The organism is Streptomyces sp. BoleA5 (genome assembly GCF_000373665.1).
GTDB lineage: Bacteria > Actinomycetota > Actinomycetes > Streptomycetales > Streptomycetaceae > Actinacidiphila.
Genome location: NZ_KB892110.1, coordinates 37,655 through 59,117, shown reverse-complemented (window position 1 = coordinate 59,117; position 21,463 = coordinate 37,655). Strand labels below are relative to the sequence as shown.

At 75.3% G+C, this 21,463-nt stretch carries 21 protein-coding genes and 1 pseudogene; 13 read left to right on the top strand and 9 right to left on the bottom strand.

Annotation, left to right across the window (positions count from 1 at the left end; translation table 11 throughout):
- The first annotated feature begins 162 nt into the window (after nt 1–162).
- From B085_RS0123160 to B085_RS0123140, 5 genes are read left to right on the top strand one after another with little or no spacing between them, the layout of a single operon-like run.
- Complete coding sequence (locus B085_RS0123160) at nt 163–1,143, top strand: ABC transporter substrate-binding protein (protein ID WP_018560981.1); 981 nt, start codon at nt 163–165, stop codon at nt 1,141–1,143.
- Nucleotides 1,140–1,913 carry an ABC transporter permease gene (locus B085_RS0123155; protein ID WP_018560980.1) on the top strand — a complete coding sequence of 258 codons (774 nt, stop codon included), beginning with the start codon at nt 1,140–1,142 and terminating at the stop codon, nt 1,911–1,913. Before B085_RS0123160 ends, B085_RS0123155 begins: the two co-directional genes overlap by 4 nt.
- Nucleotides 1,910–2,683 carry an ABC transporter permease gene (locus tag B085_RS0123150; protein WP_051102144.1) on the top strand — a complete coding sequence of 258 codons (774 nt, stop codon included), beginning with the start codon at nt 1,910–1,912 and terminating at the stop codon, nt 2,681–2,683. Before B085_RS0123155 ends, B085_RS0123150 begins: the two co-directional genes overlap by 4 nt.
- Nucleotides 2,676–3,476, top strand: coding sequence for an ABC transporter ATP-binding protein (locus tag B085_RS0123145; protein WP_018560978.1), 801 nt, complete (start codon nt 2,676–2,678; stop codon nt 3,474–3,476). The genes B085_RS0123150 and B085_RS0123145 overlap by 8 nt, the downstream gene beginning before the upstream one ends.
- A complete protein-coding gene (locus tag B085_RS0123140) occupies nt 3,473–3,976 on the top strand; it encodes a methyltransferase family protein (protein WP_018560977.1) in 504 nt (167 codons plus the stop codon). The genes B085_RS0123145 and B085_RS0123140 overlap by 4 nt, the downstream gene beginning before the upstream one ends.
- Here B085_RS0123140 and B085_RS0123135 read toward each other — a convergent pair.
- Nucleotides 3,949–4,467: a GNAT family N-acetyltransferase gene (locus B085_RS0123135; protein WP_026251342.1), complete on the bottom strand. Its 519-nt coding sequence runs from the start codon at nt 4,465–4,467 to the stop codon at nt 3,949–3,951. The genes B085_RS0123140 and B085_RS0123135 overlap by 28 nt on opposite strands.
- Before the next feature lie 303 nt (nt 4,468–4,770).
- Entirely contained in the window at nt 4,771–6,123 is a 1,353-nt protein-coding gene (fes, locus tag B085_RS0123130; protein ID WP_037732309.1) for an enterochelin esterase, read from the bottom strand.
- 172 nt (nt 6,124–6,295) lie between these two features.
- On the opposite strand from fes, the gene B085_RS0123125 reads away from it, so the two are divergent.
- The 3 genes from B085_RS0123125 (at nt 6,296) to B085_RS0123115 (ending at nt 9,867) form a co-directional block, all read left to right on the top strand.
- On the top strand, nt 6,296–8,221 hold the full coding sequence (locus B085_RS0123125; RefSeq protein ID WP_018560974.1) for a DUF5107 domain-containing protein: 1,926 nt from the start codon (nt 6,296–6,298) through the stop codon (nt 8,219–8,221).
- Nucleotides 8,222–8,294: 73 nt separating this feature from the next.
- Nucleotides 8,295–9,365, top strand: a complete 1,071-nt coding sequence (locus B085_RS0123120; RefSeq protein WP_018560973.1) for an RNA ligase (ATP) — start codon at nt 8,295–8,297, stop codon at nt 9,363–9,365.
- An 88-nt stretch (nt 9,366–9,453) separates the two neighbouring features.
- Nucleotides 9,454–9,867 carry an SseB family protein gene (locus tag B085_RS0123115; RefSeq protein ID WP_018560972.1) on the top strand — a complete coding sequence of 138 codons (414 nt, stop codon included), beginning with the start codon at nt 9,454–9,456 and terminating at the stop codon, nt 9,865–9,867.
- A 73-nt stretch (nt 9,868–9,940) separates the two neighbouring features.
- On the opposite strand, the gene B085_RS0123110 is transcribed toward B085_RS0123115, so the two are convergent.
- Nucleotides 9,941–11,425: a phosphatase PAP2 family protein gene (locus tag B085_RS0123110; RefSeq protein ID WP_037732295.1), complete on the bottom strand. Its 1,485-nt coding sequence runs from the start codon at nt 11,423–11,425 to the stop codon at nt 9,941–9,943.
- Nucleotides 11,426–11,545: 120 nt separating this feature from the next.
- Nucleotides 11,546–11,926 carry a DUF2795 domain-containing protein gene (locus B085_RS0123105; protein ID WP_026251341.1) on the bottom strand — a complete coding sequence of 127 codons (381 nt, stop codon included), beginning with the start codon at nt 11,924–11,926 and terminating at the stop codon, nt 11,546–11,548.
- A 152-nt stretch (nt 11,927–12,078) separates the two neighbouring features.
- Between B085_RS0123105 and B085_RS0123100 the strand changes: the two genes are divergently transcribed.
- On the top strand, nt 12,079–12,339 hold the full coding sequence (locus B085_RS0123100; RefSeq protein ID WP_018560969.1) for a DUF6158 family protein: 261 nt from the start codon (nt 12,079–12,081) through the stop codon (nt 12,337–12,339).
- A gap of 104 nt (nt 12,340–12,443) precedes the next feature.
- Here the strand turns inward: B085_RS0123100 and B085_RS0123095 are convergent, their stop codons facing one another.
- Entirely contained in the window at nt 12,444–12,605 is a 162-nt protein-coding gene (locus tag B085_RS0123095) for a hypothetical protein (protein WP_018560968.1), read from the bottom strand.
- Between the two features lie 167 nt (nt 12,606–12,772).
- Here B085_RS0123095 and B085_RS0123090 point away from each other — a divergent pair, with 167 nt between their 5' ends.
- Nucleotides 12,773–14,005, top strand: a complete 1,233-nt coding sequence (locus B085_RS0123090) for an aminotransferase class I/II-fold pyridoxal phosphate-dependent enzyme (RefSeq protein WP_026251340.1) — start codon at nt 12,773–12,775, stop codon at nt 14,003–14,005.
- Between the two features lie 449 nt (nt 14,006–14,454).
- On the opposite strand, the gene B085_RS0123085 is transcribed toward B085_RS0123090, so the two are convergent.
- Both B085_RS0123085 and B085_RS0123080 read right to left on the bottom strand, forming a co-directional pair.
- On the bottom strand, nt 14,455–15,123 hold the full coding sequence (locus tag B085_RS0123085; protein ID WP_018560966.1) for a DedA family protein: 669 nt from the start codon (nt 15,121–15,123) through the stop codon (nt 14,455–14,457).
- Nucleotides 15,120–15,902: an MBL fold metallo-hydrolase gene (locus B085_RS0123080; protein ID WP_018560965.1), complete on the bottom strand. Its 783-nt coding sequence runs from the start codon at nt 15,900–15,902 to the stop codon at nt 15,120–15,122. Before B085_RS0123080 ends, B085_RS0123085 begins: the two co-directional genes overlap by 4 nt.
- 167 nt (nt 15,903–16,069) lie before the next feature.
- Between B085_RS0123080 and B085_RS0123075 the strand changes: the two genes are divergently transcribed.
- Both B085_RS0123075 and B085_RS0123070 read left to right on the top strand, forming a co-directional pair.
- Nucleotides 16,070–18,292, top strand: coding sequence for a phage holin family protein (locus B085_RS0123075; protein WP_018560964.1), 2,223 nt, complete (start codon nt 16,070–16,072; stop codon nt 18,290–18,292).
- A gap of 187 nt (nt 18,293–18,479) precedes the next feature.
- Nucleotides 18,480–18,911, top strand: a complete 432-nt coding sequence (locus B085_RS0123070; RefSeq protein WP_018560963.1) for a hypothetical protein — start codon at nt 18,480–18,482, stop codon at nt 18,909–18,911.
- Nucleotides 18,912–18,923: 12 nt separating this feature from the next.
- Here B085_RS0123070 and B085_RS0123065 read toward each other — a convergent pair whose 3' ends face one another.
- Both B085_RS0123065 and B085_RS0123060 read right to left on the bottom strand, forming a co-directional pair.
- On the bottom strand, nt 18,924–20,027 hold the full coding sequence (locus B085_RS0123065) for a calcium:proton antiporter (RefSeq protein WP_018560962.1): 1,104 nt from the start codon (nt 20,025–20,027) through the stop codon (nt 18,924–18,926).
- 62 nt (nt 20,028–20,089) lie between these two features.
- Nucleotides 20,090–20,314 (bottom strand): annotated as a pseudogene (locus B085_RS0123060) (ATP-binding protein); the annotation flags it as partial.
- A gap of 72 nt (nt 20,315–20,386) precedes the next feature.
- Between B085_RS0123060 and B085_RS0123055 the strand changes: the two are divergent.
- Nucleotides 20,387–21,397 carry a helix-turn-helix transcriptional regulator gene (locus B085_RS0123055; protein WP_051102147.1) on the top strand — a complete coding sequence of 337 codons (1,011 nt, stop codon included), beginning with the start codon at nt 20,387–20,389 and terminating at the stop codon, nt 21,395–21,397.
- Nucleotides 21,398–21,463 lie beyond the last annotated feature (66 nt).

Here is a 21,463-nt window from a genome sequence, read left to right as displayed (position 1 = left end):
CCTCCTGCGCCCCTGCTCTCCCGTTCGCGACACCACTGTCATCGACGAGCCGTTGTGCGATCCGTTGACGGCGTCGCGCGACGCCCCTACCGTCACTTGGCGCGCCACCCAATGAACGACAGTTCACTGTGCGAACGGAACTGATCAGAACAGGGAGTGCCCATGCGTCGCACCTTCCCCCTGCTCCTGACGGCGGCAGCGCTCCTGGCCGCCGGGGTCACCGCCTGCGGCGACTCCTCCCGGCCCGCCGGCAAGGGCGCCTCGTCCGGTTCCGGCGGAGGAACGCGAAGCGTCACGATCGGCGCCATCGCCATCGTCGACACCGCTCCCGTGTACCTCGCCCAGAGCCAGGGCTTCTTCAAGAAGCACGGCATCGACGCGAAGATCACCTCGGTGCAGGGCGGCGCCGCCAGCATCACCGGCGTCATGGGCGGCCAGTTCGCCTTCGGCTTCGCCAACACCACCTCCCTGCTCACGGCCCGGCAGCAGGGGCTGCCGCTCAAGGTCGTCGCCAACGGCGTCGCCTCCACCGGCGAGCGGGACACCGACTACAGCGCCGTACTCGTCCCGGCAGGCAGCCCGGTCACGTCCGCGAAGGACCTCGCGGGCAGGACCGTCGCGGTCAACCAGCTGAAGAACATCGGCGACACGACCGTGCGCGCCGCCGTGCGCAAGGACGGCGGCGACGCCTCCAAGGTGGAGTTCGTCGAGATGCCGTTCCCCGACATGCCGGCCGCCCTCGCCAAGGGGCGGGTCGACGCGGTCTGGGAGGTCGAGCCCTTCGTCACCCAGGCCACCGGCCAGGGTGCCCGCGCCGTCGCCTGGCCCTACGCCGACGCCGCACCGGACCTCACCGTGGCCATGTACTTCACCACGCAGTCCACGCTCCGGAAGGACCCGGAGCTGGTGAAGGACTTCACCGCCGCCATGAACGAGGCCCTCGCCTACGCCGACGCCCACCCGGACGCCGTGCGCGAGATCCTCAAGTCGTACACCTCGATCCCCGCCGAGGCGATCGCGAAGATCAAGCTGCCCACGTGGCCGACGGAGATCAACCGGGAGTCCGTGCAGACCGTCGCCGACGACGCCCGCCAGGACGGCACACTCACCAAGGACGCCGACGTGGCGGCCCTCCTGCCATGAAAGGACGCGACGCCGCGTACGGAGCGGCCGGCCTTGCGGTGCTGTTCTGCGTCGCCGAGGCCGTCCCGCGGTTCGGCTGGGTCTCCCGGGACTTCCTGCCCCCGGCGAGCGAGATCCTGCTCACCCTCGGCCGTGAACTGAGGACCCGCCAACTCTGGTCGGCGCTCGGCGACACCATGAGCGCCTGGGCCCTGGGCCTGGCCATCGCGTTCGTCCTCGCGGTCGCGCTCGGCACCCTCATCGACGCCGTCCCGGGCGCCCGCGCCGCCACCGCCTCCACCGTCGAGTTCCTCCGGCCCATCCCCTCCGTGGCGCTCATCCCGCTCGCCACCCTCCTCTTCGGCGCCGACCTCGGCTCCAGCCTCCTGCTGGTCGTCTACGCCGCCTTCTGGCAGGTGCTCATCCAGGTGCTGTACGGCGTGGCCGACGTGGACCCCGTCGCCCGCGAGACCGCCCGCTCCTACCGCCTCGGCCACTGGACGACGCTGCGCCGGCTCGTCTGGCCCACCGCGCTCCCGTACGTCATGACCGGACTCCGGCTCGCCGCCTCCGTCGCGTTCATCCTCGCCGTCACCGCCGAACTGGTCATCGGCAGCCCCGGACTCGGGCTGCGCATCCAGCTCGCCCAGTCCGGCGGCGCCGTGGCCACCGTCTACGCCCTGATCACCCTCGCCGGGATCATCGGGGTCCTCGTCAACCTCGCCGTACGCCGCCTGGAGCGGTGGCTATTGGCCTGGCACCCCTCCGTCCGCGGGGAGGCCGCCGCATGAGCCGTGCCGTGCGTCTTGTGCGCGGCGCCCTGCGGGTGCTGGGGCTGCCCGTCCTCCTCGTCCTCGGCTGGTGGGCGTGGAGTGTGTGGCGGCCCAGCTTCTACGTGCCCTCGCCGCAGCGGATCGCCGTTGTCTTCGGCGACGTGTGGCTCACCGCCCGCCTCGGCGACGACGTGCTGCCCAGCCTCCTGCGGCTCCTCGCCGGGTACGTGCTCGCCGCACTGCTCGGCGTCGCCCTCGGCACCGCCATCGGCCTCTCGGCCCGGCTGCGCGCCGCCACCGAACCCGCCCTGGAGTTCTTCCGAGCGATCCCGCCGCCCGTGCTCGTGCCGCTGATCATGCTCGTCGCCGGGCTCGACACCGCCATGAAGGTCCTCGTCATCGTCTCGGGCGCGATCTGGCCCGTGCTGCTCAACACCATCGAGGGCGTGCGCGCCGTGGACGAGGTGCTCTCCGACACCGCGCGGGTCTACGGACTGCGCGGCCCCGCCCGGCTGCGGCGCCTCGTCCTGCCCGCCGCGAGCCCGCAGATCATGGCCGGTCTCCGGCAGGCGCTGTCCATCGCCATCATCCTCATGGTCATCGCGGAGATGTTCGCCAGCACCTCGGGCATCGGCCACACCGTCGTGCTGTTCCAGCGGCAGTTCCAGATCCCGGAGATGTGGAGCGGCATCGTGCTGCTCGGCCTGGTCGGCTTCCTGCTCTCGCTCGCCTTCCGCGCCCTGGAGCGCCGGGTCCTGCACTGGCACCAACGGGAGACACATGCTTGAGATCACCGGACTGCGCAAGGTGTACGAGGGCCGCGGCCGCGTCGTCGAGGCGCTGCGCGGCATCGACCTCACTGTCGAGCGCGGCGAACTCGTCTGCGTCGTCGGCCCGTCGGGCTGCGGCAAGACCACCCTGCTCAAGTGCGTCGCCGGCCTCCTCGCACCCACCGCGGGACAGGTCAGGCTCGCCGGGCGCGTCGTCGACGGGCCGCCGCCCGGCATGGCGGTGGTGTTCCAGGAGTACGGCCGCAGCCTCTTCCCGTGGCTCACGGTCAGCCAGAACGTCGAACTCCCGCTCCGTGAGAAGCGGGTGCCGGGCCCGCGCCGCACCGCCCTCGTCCAGCAGGCGCTCGCCGCCGTCGGTCTGGACGACGCGGGCTCCGCCCACCCCTGGCAGTTGTCCGGCGGCATGCAGCAGCGGGTCGCCATCGCCCGCGCCGTCGCATACGAGCCCCAGGTCCTGCTCATGGACGAGCCGTTCGCCGCGGTGGACGCGCAGACCCGTGCCGACCTCGAGGACCTCCTCCTCGGACTCTGGCACCGTCTCGGCATCACCACGATGCTCGTCACCCACGACATCGACGAGGCCGTCTACCTCGCGCGCCGGGTCGTCGTCCTGTCCGCCGCGCCCACCGTCGTCCAGGAGGACCTGCACGTCGACCTGCCGCACGACCGCGACCAGATCATCACCCGCTCCGACCCCCGCTTCGCGGAACTGCGGGCCCACGTCTACGGGCAGATTCGCGCCGCCACGACGTATCCGGGACGCCCGCCGGCGGGCACCATGAAGGCATGAGACGGTCCACGGCCGCGCTCGGCAGCGCGGTCTTCCTCCTCGCGGCACCCGGCGTCGTGGCGGGACTCGTGCCCTGGTGGCTCACCCGCTACGCCTCCGGCGACGGCCCCTGGCCGGTGCGGGCGGCCGGCGGCCTGCTCGCCCTGGCCGGGGCGGCGGTGCTCCTGCACGGCTTCGCCCGCTTCGTACGCGAGGGGCGCGGCACGCCCGCACCCGTCGCCCCCACCGAACGCCTCGTCACCGGTGGCGCGTACGCCCGGGTCCGCAACCCCATGTACCTGGCCGTCGTGGCGCTCGTGGCCGGGCAGGGACTGCTGCTCCTGCGGCCCGTCCTGCTCCTCTACGCCGCCGCCGTGTGGCTGACCGTCGCCGCGTTCGTCCGCTGGTACGAGGAGCCGACGCTGCGCGCCGCGCACGGCGAGGAGTACGAGGCGTACCGCCGGGCCGTGCCCGCGTGGCTGCCGCGGTGCGCTCAGACCCGGTCGAAGGGCTCCGCGTAGCGGAACGCCCCGCTCAGCGACGGGGTGTAGCCGGACAGCGTGCGCACCTGGAAGTACGGCCCCCAGGCCGGGTCGGGCGGCGTGATCCGGTAGTCCGTGCTCGCCCTGAAGCCGTACCGGCCGTAGTAGTCCGGGCTGCCCAGCAGCGCCACCAGGGGTTCCCCGAGGGCGTCCGCGGCGCCCAGAGCGGTGTGCACCAGGGCCAGTCCGACGCCCTTGCGCTGGTGCTCCGGCGCGACGCTCAGCGGGCCGAGGCCCACCACGGGCGTGCCTCCGGCGTGCGCCCGCGTGCAGACCACGTGGCCGATGACGCTCTCCCCGTCGGAGTCCACGGCGACCAGGGACAGCTCCGGCAGCCAGGCGTCGCTCCTCCGCAGCTCGGCCAGCAGCGTGACCTCGACGGGAACGGGACGGTCCGCCGAGGCGAACGCCTCCCCGGTGAGCGCCTGCACTGCGGGGACGTCGTCGGGGGTCTCACGTCGAATCAGCATCCGGGCAGTCTGGACGCCCCGCCCCCGCCCGGCAAGCGCATTTCGAGCACCGCCACCCCGTCGGCCGTCTTCCCGGCGGCCTCGTGCGCCGTGCCACGGCGGCGCGGGGGCTGGACGGGCGGCGGCTCCGGCGACACCGCGAGCCGACAGGGCGTGGAGGGCGGTGCCGTGCCGCGCCGAACCGGCGTACGACCGACTCCGGAAGGCAGCACCACCGCAATACGCGGCGACCACCTACGGCCGCGCGCCGGGTCGGCGGCGCGCGGCCTGACCGCGGTCACCACGAGCCCCGGCGCCGCCGCGTCAGACCGGTTCCGTGTCGGCCGGGGCCGACACGCGAGGGCCACGGAGAGTGCCCGGGAAGGGGCCGCGCAGCAGGGAGACGAGCCCGTGGGCGAGTTCCTCGCGCCAGCACAGGTAGTCGTGGCCGCCGTTGTACTCGTGGTGCGCCACTTCGTAGCCCTGGGCCAGCAGGGCGTCCCGCAGCCGGCGGACCGCGGCCGTCAGACCCCACTCCTGCAGGCCCGCCGACAGGTGGAAGCGGACCGGTCTTCGGGCGAGGGACGCCACGCGCCCGGTCAGCCACTCCTCGGGCAGCGCCTCGGCGCGGTGCCCGGCCGGCCACCAGAAGGCGCCGGACTGAGCGAGCACGTTCCCGAAGCGCTCGGGCCGCCGCAGCGCGGCGTACGCCGCGGCCAGTCCGCCGAGGCCCTGGCCGGCGACGACCGTGCGCGCCGGGTCGCCGCTGACCGGCCACCGGCGGGCCGCCCAGGGCAGCAGTTCGCGGGTCAGGAAGGCCACGAAGCGGTCGTCGCAGGTGAGTTCGCGGCGCCGGGTGTCGCTGTCCAGGGCGTCCGGCATCAGCGCGACCAGCGGCGGCAGCGCACCGGCCGCCACGAGCCCGTCGAGCAGCGACGAGACGTCGAGATGCTGCTGCCACACGTCCCCGTCGAGCAGCACCAGCACCGGCAGCCCGGCCAGGTCCTCGTAGCCGGTCGGCGCATAGGCCCACACCCGGCGCCAGTTGCGCAGGTGGGCGCTGCGCATGGTGTGGACGGAGACCTCGCCCGCGGGCGCCCCCGGCCGGTCCCGCCACGCGCCGAGTGGCGCCGGGGCCGCGGGGAGGGCGACGACCGAGAGCGGTTCGGTACCCCAACGGGTCGGGAAGACGGCCCGGTTGAAGGGGTCGCGGCGCGGGTGGCGGCGCAGTCCGCGCAGGTACGCCTGCCCCTTGGGCCCGATGGGAGCCGCGGCGGCGCCCTCGCCCTCGTCCACGCACAGCGCGTACGTGGCGCGCCAGTCGGCGCGCATCCTTATCGTCCAGTGCCACACGTCCGTGCCCGGCACGCGCGACATCAGGTTGCCGGCCAGGTCGTCAGGGTCGAGCACCTGGTTGGGCAGGGCCAGCACGGCGCGCGTCGCGGCCGTGCCGCGCCAGAGGAAGGTGACCGCGGCGTGCCCGGGGTCGCCGTCCAGGGGTTCCACCAGGGGTGTCCCCTCGGCCTCCACGGTCCGCCAGAACTCCGCCTCGCGCCCGGGGCGGGCGGCCAGCGCCGCGAGCCGCGGACTGCGCGCGCGCTCGACGGGCGCCGGGCGCGGGACGCGGGGCGCGCGCGAGGGCGTTCCGTTCGGCGGGCTCCAGAGCGTGGACAGCATGATCGGCAAACCCTCCCGGACCCGTCCGACGGCAAAAGAAGGCCAAAACTACGTTCACCACATATTGAAGTCCGCACACGGCCCGGTCCAGGAGGCCCAAACCCCTGACGGCGCGGGCCGATACGAGGTTCCATGTCCTCACCCGACCAGCGGTGACAGAGAGAGGGACCTCTTGGCCACCACCGTGCGACGCACCACCCTCACCCTCCCGGCCAGCCCGCTCGGCCCGGAGAACCCCCTGCCCGCGCTCAGGGCGCCCGGGGACCCGCACCTCCTCGACCCGGCCGAGAGCGCCGCGCTGCCGCCCGGCATGGCCCGGCGCATCGGCTACGGGCGGCTGCGCACCCTGCTCCCCGTACCGCGTCTCGACGGCTACACCCGAGAACGCGTGCCCACCGCACTGGACGCGGTCGTCCTGGAGAACGACCGGTTGCGCGCCACGGTCCTGCCGGGGCTCGGCGGCCGCCTGTACGCGCTGCACCACAAGCCCTCGGGCCGCGAACTGCTGCACGCCGACCCCGTCCTGCAGTACGCCGACTTCGGCCTCGCCGGTGCCTGGTTCTCCGGCGGCGTCGAATGGAACCCGGGCGCCACCGGACACACCGCGCTCAGCTGCGCCCCGCTCCACGCCGCCCGGGTCCCGGCTCCCGGCGGCGGGGAGATGCTCCGCCTCTGGGAGTGGGAGCGGCTGCGCGACCTGCCCTTCCAGATCGACCTGTGGCTTCCCGAGGGCTCCGACTTCCTCTACGCGGGGGTACGCGTCCGCAATCCTCACCACCGGACCGTTCCCCTCTACTGGTGGTCCAACACCGCCGTACCCCAGGCACCTGGCACCCGCGTCGTCGCACCCGCCACCCACGCCTGGCACTTCGGCGCGTCGCGCACCCTCCGGCGGGTGCCCGTCCCCGAGGCGCCCACCGCCTCCGAGCACCCGGCCGACTGGTTCTACGACCTGCCCGACGGCACCCGCCCCTGGATCGCGGCCCTCGACGCCGACGGCCGCGGCCTCGTGCAGACCTCCACCGACGCCCTGCGCGGCCGCAAGCTCTTCGTCTGGGGACAGGGTTCCGGCGGACGCCGCTGGCAGCGCTGGCTCGCCGGGGACGAGGGCGACGGCCCCGGCTACCTGGAGATCCAGGCCGGACTCGCCCCCACCCAGCTCGAACACCTCCCCCTGGCCGCGGGTGCCGCCGTGAGCTGGCTGGAGGCGTACGGCCCGCTGGAGGCCGCCCCCGGCGCGGATTCGTGCGCCGTGGCGGAACGCCTGGAGGCGGTCCTGCCGCGCGAGCACCTGCGCGCCGCCCACGAGGCGTGGCTGCCGGCCGCCGACGCCGAACCCAAGGACGTCCTTTCGACCGGCTCCGGCTGGGGCGCGCTGGAGGTCACCCGCGGCCGGTTCGACCTGCCCGGCACGCCCTTCGCGCCCGACACCCTGGGCGAGCGGCAGAAGCCGTGGCTGGAACTCCTGCTCGCCGGGGTCTTCCCGAGACTCGGCGAGGACACCGTCCCCGGCCCGGTGCTCGTCTCCCCGGAGTGGCGGGAACTCCTGGAGACCGCGGGCACGTACGAGGGCAACGCGTGGGCCCTGGACTACCATCTGGGCCTCGCCCAGTGGCACGCGGGCGACCGCGCGCAGGCCGTCCGCAGCTGGGAGCGGGCCGCCGCGGGATCGGGTTCGTGCCTTCCGCTGCGCTGCCTCGCCGTCGCCGACCAGAGCGACGGCAACCCCGAACGCGCCGCGCAGCGCTACCTCGACGCCTTCCGGGCCGTCCCCGGAGGCGAGGCATGGGCCACCGCCGCGGCGGCCCTGGCACGCGAGGCCGTGCCGGCGCTCCTGGCCGCCCGCCGTCCCGGCGACGCCGCCGCCGTCCTCGACGCCCTGCCCGCAACGACCCGCGCCCGAGGGCGCTTTCGGCTGCTGCACGCCCAGGTCCTGCTGGCCGCCGGGGACACCGCGGGCGCGCGGGCCGTCTTCGAGGAGGGTTTCACCGTCGACGACCTGCGGGAGGGCGAGGAGTCGCTGCACACCACATGGCGCGCCCTCACCGACGAACCCCTGCCCGGGGGGTACGACTTCCGCATGGCCCCGGAGCCCTGAAAAACCGTTCGCCCGCGGCGGGCGGCACCCCGCACAGTGGTGCGATCCACGCACCACCACGAGGGGGAACCCGATGTCGACGCTGCGCGTCACGGCCGAACGGCTCACCGTCCACGACCACCCGAACGCGGACGCCCTGGAACTCGCCCAGGTCGGCCTCTACCGGGCGGTCGTGGCCAAGGGTGCCTACCGGACGGGCGACTTCGCGCTGTACATCCCCGAGCAGTCCGTGCTGCCCGCCGCGCTGATCGCCGAACTCGGCCTGACCGGACGGCTCGCCGGCCCCGCCGCCGACCGCGTCAAGGCGGTCCGGCTGCGCGGCGAGCTGTCCCAGGGCGTCGTCTGCCTCCCGGCCGCACTCGACGGAACGGACCTGGCACGGGCCGCCGGGGACGGCACCGACTTCGCGGAACTGCTCGGCATCACCAAGTGGGTGCCGCCGGTCCCGGTGTCGATGAGCGGCGACGTGGAGTCGGCGCCGGACCTGCTGCCGTGGATCGACATCGAGAACGTCAAGCGCCACCCCGGTGTCTTCACCGCAGGCGAGCCGGTCGCGATCACCGAGAAGCTCCACGGGACGGCCTGCTGCCTGACCTACCTCGCCGACTCCGGACGCGTGCTGGTCACCTCCAAGGGGCTGGGCGCCCAGCGCCTCGCGCTGAAGGAGGCCGACGGCAACCTCTACTGGCGCGCGGTCCGCGGCCACGGCCTGCCCGACGTCGCCGCGGCCCTCGCCGGCCGGCTCGGCGCCACCCGGGTGGCGATCTTCGGAGAGGTCTACGGCGCCGGTGTCCAGGACCTCGGCTACGGCGCCGACGCGGGCCGCGGCACGCCCGGCTACGCGGCGTTCGACGTCGCCGCCGAGGTCGACGGGGCCGTGCGCTGGCTCGACCCCGCCGAGGCGCTCCCGGCCGGGAGCGTGCCACTGGTGCCCGCGCTGTACGAGGGCCCGTTCGACCTCGGCGCCGTCCTGGACCTCGCGCGGGGCGCGGAGACCGTCTCCGGCCGCGGACTTCACCTGCGTGAGGGCGTCGTGGTCCGGGCGGTACCGGACCGGCACAGCCCCGAGCTGGGCGGGCGCGCCGTCCTCAAGGCGGTCAGCGAGGCCTACCTCACCCGCAAGGGCGGCACCGAGTACGAGTGACGTCCGGCGAACGCGCATGACCGTTCCCTCGCTGGGTACGCGCAGCCCCCGAGCCACCCCGTACGCAAGCAACGGAAAGGGAACGGCCATGACCGAATTCACCACTCCGAACGGTGCGCAGCCCCCGGCGCAGCGAGCCCTGCACGAGATCGCCACCGGTGGTGACAACGCGGCCGCGCTCAGCACCCTGGCGGCCAGCGACATCCTGCTGCCGGTGCCGGCGCCGCCGGAGGAGCCCGCGGGGGACGGGGCGCAGGAGGAGACGATCAGCCTGCCGGTCTTCGAGCAGGAGGACGGGACGAAGCTGGTCCCGGTCTTCACCTCGGAGGTTCGCCTGGCGCACGCCCTGCCCAACGCGCGGGGTTACCGCATCCTGCCCCTCGCGGCGCTCAGCAGCGGCTGGCCGTCGGACGACCTCACGCTCGCGATAGACGCCGGGTCGCCGGACACCCTCACCATCAAGGGCGAGGGCGTCCGGGCGCTGGCGGGACTGTCGGGCTGACGACGGTCCGCCCGCCCCCACCCGCGAAGCGGGCCGCGCCCCTGGGGAGCGCGGCCCGCTTCGTGTGTCCGGCTCAGAGCGGCCGGTAGACGGTCAGGGCCTCGTTGGCCTTGTCGATGACCAGCTCGCGCGGCGCGGGCGCCACCTCGCCGTCGAAGGCCAGGCGGATGCCGGGGTCCACGCCACCGATCCGCAGCCGCCGCAGCAGCGCCGTCGTCGAGCCGGTGAGGGCGGCCGCGAGCAGGCGGGTGCGGGCGTACGGGCTGCCGGGGACGATGCGGACGTCGAGTTGCCCGTCGGACAGGGCGCGGCGCCGCAGCGGCGCCGGGCCGATGCTGCGGTAGGCGCCGTTGCCGGCGAACAGCATCCACACCGAGTGCCGCCGCCCGTTGATCTCCAGGTCGATCGGGGCGGAGGTGCGCAGCACGTGCAGCGCGGCCAGCACCCCCGCGGGCCAACTGCCCACGCGCCGCGACCAGCGTTCGCGGTAGCGGACGAGGTCGGGGTAGACGCCGATGCTGAAGGTGTTGAGGAAGACCGTGGACTCCGCGGACCCGGCCTCCTCGCCCGCGGCGTCGCCGGTCGGGGAGACCCGTGCGACGTCGACCGCGATCGCGGTGCCCTCGCGGACGGCCCGCGCGGCGTCGTCGATGCTCTCGATCGACAGGTCGAGCGCGAAGTGGTTGTACGTGCCGCCGGGGGAGACGAGCAGCGGCACGCCGTGCCGCAGCGCGACCGACGCGGCCAGGCTGACGCTGCCGTCCCCGCCGTGGATGCCGAGCGCGCCGCCGGCCTCCGCCGCCTGCCGGGCGGCCTTCTCCAGCATCTCGGCGAGGTCGTCGTCCTCGGAGCACTCCTCGACCACGGCCTCCGGCAGCGCGCCGCGCAGCCGTTCGGCCGGCGGGCCGAGCAGCGGCGGCGGGCCGGAGACCTCGTTGACCACCGCGAACAGTCCGCGGCCGTCCGGCAGGGCCGGTGCGTCGGCCCGGGGGGTCGGGGGCACCGCCAGCTGCCTTCCGGTCGGCACGAGGCCGCGTACGGCCAGGGCCGCGCCCGCGCCGAGGGCCATCCCGGCGGCGACGTCGCTGGGGTAGTGCACGCCGGTGTAGATCCGGGAGAACGCCACCGACCAGGCGACCGGCAGCACCGCGGCCCCCCAGCGGGGCGACTCCAGGGCGACGCCCGCGGCGAACGCGGCGGCGGACGCGGCGTGGCCGGACGGGAAGGACGTCGTGCCGGGCTGCCGCGACAGACGGCGCATCACGGGCACGGAGTCGAGGACGGGACGGTTGCGGCGCACCGCGCCCTTGCCGATGGTGTTGACCACCGCCGACGCCACCGCCAGCGACCCTGCGCCGCGCAGGGCGGCGCGGCGGCCGGTGCGGCCGCCGACGGCCGCGATGCCGGCGGCGATCCCGAACCAGAGCAGTCCGTGGTTGGCGGCCCGGCTCAGCCGGGGCAGCACCGGCTCGGCGGCCGGCCACGAGCGGCTCGCCACGTTCAGGAACAGCTTCTTGTCCCATGCGCTCAGGATCCGGCGCACAACGACTACCTCCATGATCGATCGATTCCCGGGCGTTGCGGGCGGTGCGGTCCGGGGCCGTGGCCCAGGGGCGGTCGTACGGCGCGCGGGGCCGGTCACCCGGTCCCGCGGCCGGCGTCGCGGTCGTGCCGTTCGTCAGGCCTCCGGGCGCATGCCCAGGGTCCGTACGACTTCCTGGACGTTGGCGTACCGCCGGTTGTCGCCGGGGAGCCCGTCCACCAGGTCGGTCAGGGGGTCCGGCGCGTGCCGGGCGCGCAGGGCGCGCAGCAGGTCGCCGCGCCGCGCGGGGAACGGCTGCCGCGTCAGGTGCCGGGCGAGCTCGAACCGCACCGCCGTGCCCTCGGGGGCACCGGCCCAGGCCGGTCCCGTGCCGACCTCGGGGTCGTCGTCGGCGGCGGGCTCGGGGTCGTGCCACTCCTCGACCCGGGTCGAGTGCCCGGAGCGCAGCATCTCGCGCAGCTCGTGCTTCATCTCGTCGTCACGGTGGACGCTCAGACGGTCGCTTCCTCGTTGCACGGTGGCTCCTTTCCTCAGGGGTCAGGTCTCTCCATCGTCTACCCGGACCACGGGTCCGATGCCTGTCGAATGCCCGCAGAAGCGGATGAATCCCCGCACCCGGGGTACCAAACGGGCGAGGTGACCGGAGGCGAAAGGAAGGTGCGCGCCCCATGAGTCGCTACCCCGGCGGGGTCGACCCCGCAGACCTGGACGAACGACAACTGGTGCAGGAACTGGAGTCGGTCCACCGGACCCGCCACGAGACGCTGCTCTACGGCTCCGGCGCGGCCCTCGACGCCCACAACTCGCGGATGGCGGCCCTGGAGGGTGAGTACCTGCGCCGCCATCCCCAGCGGATGGTCTCCTCCGGCCGTACCCGGGCCGGGGCGAGGGCCCGGACGCTGCGGATGCCGGTCCAGGCCCAGCACTAGGCCGACCCGGACTGGCGGACCGGGCGGCGGACACCCGCGTGTGCGGGGCGCGCGGCCGCCCGAGGACCGCCGCTCGCCCCGCGTTCCGCTCGCGGTTCCCCGCACTACCACCGGTACCAGCGCGAGCCGCCGGAACCGCTCCGTGCCACGAATCCGAGCAGCCACAGCACCAGCACGACCAGGGCGACCCACCAGAGGATCTTGACGGCGAAACCCGCGCCGAAAAGGACGAGGGCCAGCAGCAGAACGAGTAGCAGCGGGACCATGGGACCACCTCCTGGATTCCGGTTGCCCTGGATTCCCGGCGGCACGCAGAGGAAATGCGCGCGCCCCGGCGGCGGGGGTGCGGAGCGCGTGCGAGGGTGGCGGCGGGGCCTGGCCCGCGGGCCAGGCCACCGATCCCGCCGGTCACCCGATCGCACCGGAGGCACGGATGCAGCGGACGTCACCGCCGGCCCCGGCCGGGCGCCTCGCGCGCGGCGGGGAGCGGCCCGACCCCGGGTTGCCGGTGCCGCGGTACTGGGCGGAGCGCCTCTCGGCCGGGATGCCGGGCGGAGCGGCACCGGAGCCGCCCGGCGGCGGCGAGGCGGTGCGTACGGCCGCGGCGGGCTACTGGCAACGCCGCGGGCTCGCCACGGCCGCCTCCGGTACCGTCGCCGCGCCGGGCGCGGAGCCCCTGCTGCTGGCGCTGCTCGCGGCGGTGGACGGCGACGTCGTGCTCGCCCGGCCCGCCGCCGCCTGGCAGGCGCCGCTGGTGCGGACCCTCGGCCGCCGCATCACGACGGTGCAGACCCCCGCGGTCGGCGGCGGCGCCCCCGACCCCTTCGCCCTGCTGGAAGCGGTGCGCCGGGCCCGCGCGGAGGGCGCCGACCCGAGGGTCCTGCTCATGGCGGCCGCCGACGACCCCAGCGGGACGGTGACGCCCCCGGAACTGCTGCACGAGGTGTGCGAGGCGGCCGAGCAGTGCGGGCTCCTCCTGGTCTCCGACGAGACGTACGCCGACACCGTGCACCGCCCGCACGAGACCGTGCTGCTCACCCCCGCCGAGACGCTGCCGGGCCGGACCGTCGTCGTCACCGACCTGTGCGCGGCCCTGGTGCCGCCGTCCTGGCCCGTGGCCCTCGCCCGTTTCCCGGCCACCGCGGAGGGCGCGCGTCTGCGGGCCGCCGTGGCGGACCACTGCGCAGGGCTCCGCGCGGTGCTCCCGGAGCCGGTGGCCGCCGCGGCCGCCCTCGCGCTCGCCGAGGGCGACGAGGTCCGGGCCCACCTCGCCGCCGCGAGCCGTCTGCACGCCGCCCTCGGCGCCGCCGCCCACCGGGCGGTCACCCGGGCCGGCGCCCTGAGCCGCCCGCCCGAGGCGGGTTTCCACCTCTACGCCGACCTCGGCCCCCTGCGGCACGCCCTGGCGGCCTCCGGCGTCACGGATGCCCCGACCCTGGAGACGGCGCTGTCCACCCGACTCGGACGTCCGCTCCCAGGCGGCCACCGCTTCGGCGACGACCCCTGCGCACTCCACGTCCGCATCGACACCGGGCCCCTGCACGGCACCGACGACGCCATGCGCCGTGCCGCCCTCGATGCCCGGGAACCGCTCGGACTGCCGCACGTAGCGGCGGCGTTGTCCGCCCTGGAGGCCGCGATCACCGGCCTGGCAAGGGGCGCCTGAGCGCCGCCCCCGTCCGCCGGCGAGGGCGACCGCCCTGGACGGCCGGGGTGATACCGACGAGGGGCTGACACGAACCGTCGACGTCGGAAACCGAGGACGAACCGCACCGGGCGCCCGCAGCCGGTGGGGCGACGGCCGCGGGACCGCGCCCGTCCGCCCTCTCCGGCGGCCCGGTTGCGTTCGCGCGCGACAGCCGTGGGCCGAGTGCCCTGACGGCGCCGTGAGGGCGGGCAGGGCGTGCGTGTCCGCTGCGGCGACGTCGTCCGCGGCCCGGTTGCGCGTGCGCGCGACTGCCGTGGCCCGGGACGCGGCTGCGTCGCACCGTCTGTCCGGCCCGGATACCGCGACCGTCACTGCGGCGCCGGCGCCGCCCCGGGGGCAGGTCCGGACCGCACCCGACGGCGGACCCGGCGCGGCAGCGGGCCCGCGGCAAGCCCCGCCGGGGGCGGTCAGTGGCCGGGGTGTTCCGCCGGGGTGTCGTCGGGCGAGGTGGGGCCGGCGGCGGAGCCGCGGAGGCGGCGCAGGAGTTGCGGCGCGGAGGCGATGACCAGGGTGAGGGAGACGGCGAGCAGGACGCCCTGCCACGGTTCGGGGAAGAGGGTGCCGCCGAGGATGCCGATGAGCTGGTAGGCCGCCGCCCAGGCAAGGCAGGCCGGGACGTCGCCACGCGCGAAGCGGCGGACGGGCATCTCGGCGAGCAGGCAGGCGACCATCACCGGGATGCGGCCGGCGGGTATGAGGCGGGACAGGACGAGGACGGTGACGCCGTGCTCGTCGAGCCGGCGTTGCGCGTCGGCGAGGTGCGCGGGGTCGGCGCGCTCCTGCAACCGCCGCATCCAGCGCGAGCCGTTGCGCGAGCGTACGCCGCGGTGGCCGAGCAAGTAGAGGCCCATGTCGCCGAGGAAGGCGGCGCAGGAGGCGATGACGAAGACCAGGGCCAGGGAGAAGGGGGCGGTCTGGTGGAAGGCGACGACGGCGGCGCTGCTGACGAGCGCGCCGGTGGGCACGACCGGTACGAGTGAGCCGAGCACGACCAGCAGGAAGAGCGAGGGGTAGCCGACCGCCTGGCCGGTGGACTGGGAGGACGTCTGCTCCGCGAGCAGGGCGAGTCCGCTCATCCCGCGGCCTCCAGCAGCATGCTCTGCCCGTGCTCCAGCCGGTGCACCGCCACCGCGGGTGCCAGCCGCCCGGCGAGCCGGACGAACTCCTCGCCCGGGGAGTGGAATTCGTGCGGGCGGACGGCGTCCATGCCGATCGGCCAGTACGTGCCGTAGTGGATGGGCACGGCGGCGCGCGGGGCGAGCCGCTCCAGGGCCTGGGCGGCGCGCGCCGCGTCGAGGTGGCCGGTGCCGAGGAACGGTCCCCAGCCGCCGACCGGCAGCAGCGCGGCGTCGCAGGGGCCGACCTCGTCCGCCATCTCGTCGAACAGCCCGGTGTCCCCGGCGAAGTACGTCCGTTCCTCGCCCACCAGCACGTAGCCCAGCGCGGGGGAGCGGCGCGGCCCGTACGGCAGCCGCCGTCCGTCGTGTGCCGCGCTCACCACGCGTACCGTCAGCGCGTCCACCTTCACCTCGTCACCGGGGACGACCTCGGTCAGCTCCAGTCGCCGGTCCGCGGCGAGCCGCCGCAGCCGGGGCACGGCGGCGGGGGCACCGCGCGGCACCAGTACCCGGGTACCCCGGGAGAGCCGGGCCAGCGAGCCGGTGTGCAGGTGGTCGGCGTGCAGGTGGGAGACGACGGCGACGTCCGCCAGCGCGGCGCCCGGCGGCGGTACCGCGCCGCGCCGCCTGCGCAGGTGGGCCAGGCGCGGGGCGAACAGCGGATCGGTGAGCACCCGCACCCCCGAGTCCCGCACGGTCACCGTCGCGTGTCCCCACCAGGTGATCTCGACCGCCACTCGTGCCTCCTCGTCTCGCCCCGAGCCTATGCTCCGGCGTGCCCGACGTGTGCCCCCGGTGCGCCGCGGAGCGCAGGGGAGACTGTGACAGTCTGGGGGTATTCGTGTTCAGGGCCGCGGACGGACATGGCGGACGGCGGCAGGCGTAGAGGAGACGTGAGGAGAGGGTGGGCGTGCTGCGTCGGTGGCGGGCCGCCGGAGGCGCGATCGTCCGCGTGCTGGTGGTGTGGGCGGTCTCGACGGCGACGATGGCCGTGCTCGCCGGGATCCTGCCCGACTTCCGCATCCAGTCGCCCACCGGCGACAGCCCCACCCGCATCGCGGTGACGGCGGCGGCCGGCGCCGGTGCCTTCGGTCTGCTGAGCGCCCTGGTCTGGCCGGTGCTCGTGCGGGCCGTGCTGCTGGTGCCCGCGCTGGTGCTCGGCCTGCTGGTGTTCTTCCTCAACGGCTCGCTGCTGCTGCTCGCGCTCCGCTTCACCCCCGACTGGCAGGGCGACATCGCGCCGGCCACGGCCGTGGTGATCGCCGCCGTGATGTCGGCGGCCTCGTCCGCGACGAGCACGACGCTCGCCATGCGCGACGACGCGGCGTACGGCCGCCGTCTGGCGCGCCTGGCGGGCCGGCGCCGGGGCGCGGGACACGACGCGGAGGACGCGGACGGCACGGACGGCACGCGCGAGCCGGGCTTCGTCTTCGTCCAGCTGGACGGCGTCGGGCACGACGTGCTGCGCGAGGCCGTACGTCCGGTCGCGCGCAAGGGGCGTCTGCGCCCGTCCGCGATGGAGACCGTCGCCGAGTGGCTCGACGGCAGCCACCGCCTGGTGCCGTGGACGACCGACTGGAGCAGCCAGACCGGCGCCAGCCAGCTGGCCATCCTGCACGGCAGCAACGAGGACGTGCCGGCCTTCCGCTGGTACGAGAAGGAGACCGGGCAGGTCATGGTCTGCAACCGGCCTTCCTGCGCCGCCGAGCTGGAGCGCCGCGCGGTCGCCCGCACCGGGCGGGCCGGGCTGCTGGCGCCGGACGGCGCGAGCCGGGGCAACCTGTTCAGCGGCGGCGCCGGGCAACTGGCGCTGGTGATGTCCGTGTCGACCCGCCGCCGGCGCTTCTCCGCGGACCGGCTGGCGATGGCCCGGCTGCGGTCCCGGGCGGTCGGCGCCCCGGAGGGCGGCGATCCCACGGCCGTGCTGGCCCCGGTCAGCGCCACGCGCTCCCGGACCGGCTACTTCGCGTACTTCTCTGACCCGGCCAACGCCGTGCGCACCGCCGCGTCCTTCTTCGCCGAGGTCGTCCGCGAGGTCACCGAGTCCGTCTCCGCACGGCTGCGCCACGAGCGTCCGCGGGTGCGGCGCGGCGGGCTCTACCCCTTTCTGCGGGCCTTCGCCACCGTCGTCGAGCGGGACGTGGCGGTGGCCGCCGTCGTCGGCGACATGCTCGCCGGACGCGGCGCCGTCTACGCCGACCTGGTCGCGTACGACGAGGTCGCGCACCATTCCGGGCCGCGCAGCCGGGACGCGATGCGGGTGCTGCGGCGCCTGGACCGCGCCATCCGGCTGATCGCCGACGCCTCCCGGTACGCGCCGCGGGGCTACCGGATCGTGCTGCTCTCCGACCACGGGCAGAGCCAGGGCGAGACCTTCGAGACCGCGTACGGCCTGACCCTGAGGGACCTGGTGCGGGCGGGGTGCGGGCTGCCGGTGCGCCGCCGCGCCCGGGGCACGGCCAGCGGCACCGAGGCGCGCGCGGCGGCCCGTGCGGCACTGCACCGGCCCGAGCACGGGGGCCGCGCCGGCGAGGAGCAGGAGACGGCCGGGCCGTCCTCGGAACCGGTGGTGCTGGCCTCGGGGAACCTGGCGCTGATCTCCTTCCCGGAGCTCCCAGGGCGCGCGGACCGGCAGGACGTCGAGGCCCGCCACCCCGCCCTGCTGCGGACGCTCGCCGAGCACCCGGGCATCGGCTTCGTGCTGGTCCTGGACCGGGAGCGCGGCCCGCTCGTCCTGGGCGGGGACGGCGGCGAGCACGAGCTGGAGACGGGCCGGGTCACCGGCCGCGACCCGCTGGCGATGTTCGGGCCGGGCGCGGCGGCCGCCGTACTGCGCACCGCCCGCTTCCCGCACGCCGCCGACATCATGGTCAACTCCGCGTACGACCCGGTCACCCGGGCCGTGCACGCCTTCGAGGAGCAGGTGGGCTCGCACGGCGGCCTGGGCGGCGACCAGAGCCGCGCCTTCCTGCTGCACCCCTTCGACCTGGACGGGCCTGACCCGCTGGAACGGCTGGTCGGCGCGGAGGCCGTGCACGCGCTGCTGGCCGGCTGGCTCGGCCGGAAGCCCGTGGCCGAGGCGCCCCCGGTCGAGGACGGGAAGGACGAGCAGCCGGTCGCCGGCTGACGGGCGCCGCGCGCGGGACTGGTGTCCTGTGCCGGTCCCCTTCGGGTGGGTTCCCCGTCCGCCGGGGGCACGCCGCCGGGTTCCCGCCACGTACGGGTGATTGACCTACGGGCCCCACTGCTGGACGCTTGCCCGCGATTGATCGAACGGTGCGCGCGGGCGGGGTCCGTGGGCGGGAGAGGCTGCGATGCCGTACTACGAGGACCTGAGTCCGTACGCCTACTTCACAGAAACGATTCCTCCGGATGTCTCCGCCCATGCGGTCGGCTGGCTGGACCCCGCCCACCCCTTCCCGCAGGGCGAGCCCTCCGCCGAGTTCGCCGACCGCCTCTTCGCCCTGTGCCGCGACCACCTGTGCGCCATCACCCACGGCTGGTACGGCTGCATGCTGTGCCGCCGCAGGCTGATCGGCGGCGGCCGCTTCAACCCGGTGAGCGTGTCCCGCGGCGGCGAGCGGATCCTCGTGGGCCACGGCGAGGTACGGGTGGAGGGCGGCGCCGGCACCTGGCTGATCGCGCCCGACCTCGTCGTCCACTACGTGCTGGCCCACCGCTACGCCCCGCCCGAGCCCTTCGTGGAGGCCGTCCTGGCCGGCCGCGTCGTCGCCGGCCGCCGGTAGTCGCCCTCCGGCTCACGGGCTGATCGCGAGCACCACGTACGCCGCCAGCAGTGACAGGTGCACCGCGCCCTGCAGGGGGGTGGCACGTCCCGGTATCACCGTCAGCGTGCCGACGGCGACGGTGATCGCCAGCAGCACCATGTGCGTCGACCCCAGCCCCAGCAGCAGCGGGCCGGACATCCAGAGCGACGCCACCGCGACCGCCGGGATCGTCAGCCCGATGCTCGCCATCGCCGAGCCGAGCGCCAGGTTGAGGCTGGTCTGCACACGGTCGCGGGCGGCCGCGCGGACCGCGGCGATGGTCTCGGGCAGCAGCACCAGCAGGGCGATGACGACGCCGACGAAGGACGAGGGCAGACCGGCGTACTGCACGCCCTGCTCGATCGTCGGCGACTCCACCTTGGCCAGCCCCACGACCGCGATCAGCGCCACCACCAGCAGCGCCAGGCTGAACAGCGCGGCGCGGGTGGTCGGCGGGACGGTGTCGTCCTCCGAGACGTCGATCACCTCGCCGCCCGGCTTGACCGGCAGGAAGTACGCCCGGTGCCGCACCGTCTGCGTCGCCACGAACAGGCCGTACAGCACCAGCGACGCCAGGGCGGCGAAGGTGAGCTGGGCGGTGGAGAACCGCGGGCCCGGGGTGCTGGTGGTGAACGTCGGCAGCACCAGGCTCAGGGTGGCCAGCGTCGCCACCGTCGCCAGGGAGGCGCCCGTGCCCTCCGGGTTGAAGACCGCCACCCGCCGGCGCAGCGCCCCCACCAGCAGACAGAGCCCCATGATGCCGTTGCAGGTGATCATGACCGCCGCGAAGACGGTGTCGCGGGCCAGGCCGGCGCTCTTCGGGCCGCCGTCCGCCGTCAGGGTGAGGATCAGGGCCACCTCGATCACGGTCACCGCCACCGCCAGCACGAGCGCGCCGTAGGGCTCGCCCACCCGGTGCGCCACCACCTCCGCGTGGTGGACGGCGGCGAGCACCGCCGCGGCCAGGAAGACCGCGACGACCACGACCACGGCCACCGGCAGCACACGCCCCCATGTGAGGGCCAGCAGGACCACCGAGAACGCCGGGACGAGGACCGTCCAGTGCAGGGCGGACACGGGGAAGCGAGCGGTCATGCATCCGAGACTGACACCTCGTCAGGGTCGGCGCGACGCGGGGAACCCGGACGTGCCGCCGCTCATCGCCCGGCCGGGGGAAACGCCTGTTCGGCCCAGATGGTCTTGCCCGCGGAGGTCTGCCGGGTCCCCCAGGCCCGACTCAACTGCGCGACCAGCGGCAGGCCGCGGCCGCCCTCGTCGTCGGACAGGGCACGGCGCAGGTGCGGGGCGGTACTGCTGCCGTCGGAGACCTCGCAGATCAGGGTGCGGTCGCGCATGAGCCGCAGCTGGATCGGCGGGGTGCCGCCGTAGCGGCCACGGCCGCCCCATGCCTGCGCCCGGGGCGACTGTCGGTGGCGGCGGCGATACTGGCCGCCATGCGCGCGAGCCGGCTGGTGTCCCTCCTCCTGCTCCTCCAGTCGCGGGGCCGGATGACCGCCGCGGAGCTGGCGGAGGAGCTGGAGGTGTCCGTACGCACCGTCTACCGGGACGTCCAGTCGCTGCACGAGGCGGGCATCCCGCTCTACGGCGACGCCGGGCACGAGGGCGGTTACCGGCTCCTCGACGGGTACCGCACCCGGCTGACGGGCCTGACCGCCGACGAGACGCAGGCCTGGTTCCTGGCCGCGCTCCCCGATCCGGCCGCGCAGCTGGGACTCGGGGAGGCAGCGGCGGCGGCCCGGCTGAAGATCAGCGCCGCGTTGCCGCCGGCGCTGCGGGAGCGGGCGGAGCGGGTGCGCGAGCGCTTCCTGCTGGACGCGCCCGGCTGGTACGGCTCCGACGAGCAGGTGCCGCATCTGCCCGTCGTCGCCGACGCCGTGTGGAACCGGCAGGCGGTCCGGGTGCGCTACCGACGGTGGCGGGAGCCCGCCGAGACCGATCGCAGACTCGAGCCCTACGGCCTGGTGCTCAAGGCGGGCCGCTGGTACGTGGTGGCCCACGACGGCCGCGAGCGGCGCACGTACCGCGTGGACCGGATGCTCGAGGTGCGCGTCCTCGACGAGACGTTCGCGACCCCGCCCGGCTTCGACCTCGCCGGGTACTGGCGGGAGTACCTCGCCGGATTCCACGCGCGGCTCCACCGGGAGCAGGCGCTGATCCGGCTGTCGCCGCGCGGGGCCGAACGGCTGCCCGCGCTGCTGTCGCGCGCCGTGGCGCGGGCGGTGGCAGAGGACGGCGAGCGGGAGCCGGACGGCTGGGTCCGCGCCCGTGTGCCCATCGAGTCGGTCGCGCACGCGCACGGCGAGTTCCTCAGGCTCGGCGCCGACCTGGAAGTCCTGGCGCCCGATCCGCTGCGGGAGTCGCTGGCGGAGTCGGCGCGGGCGCTGGCCGCGCTCTACGCGCCGCCGCGAGCCACACCGCCGCCCCCGCGGACGTCAGCGCGCTGAGACCGGCGACCGCCGCGAAGCCGGTCGGCACCCCGGCGCGGGCCGTCACCGCCGAGGTCCCGAGCA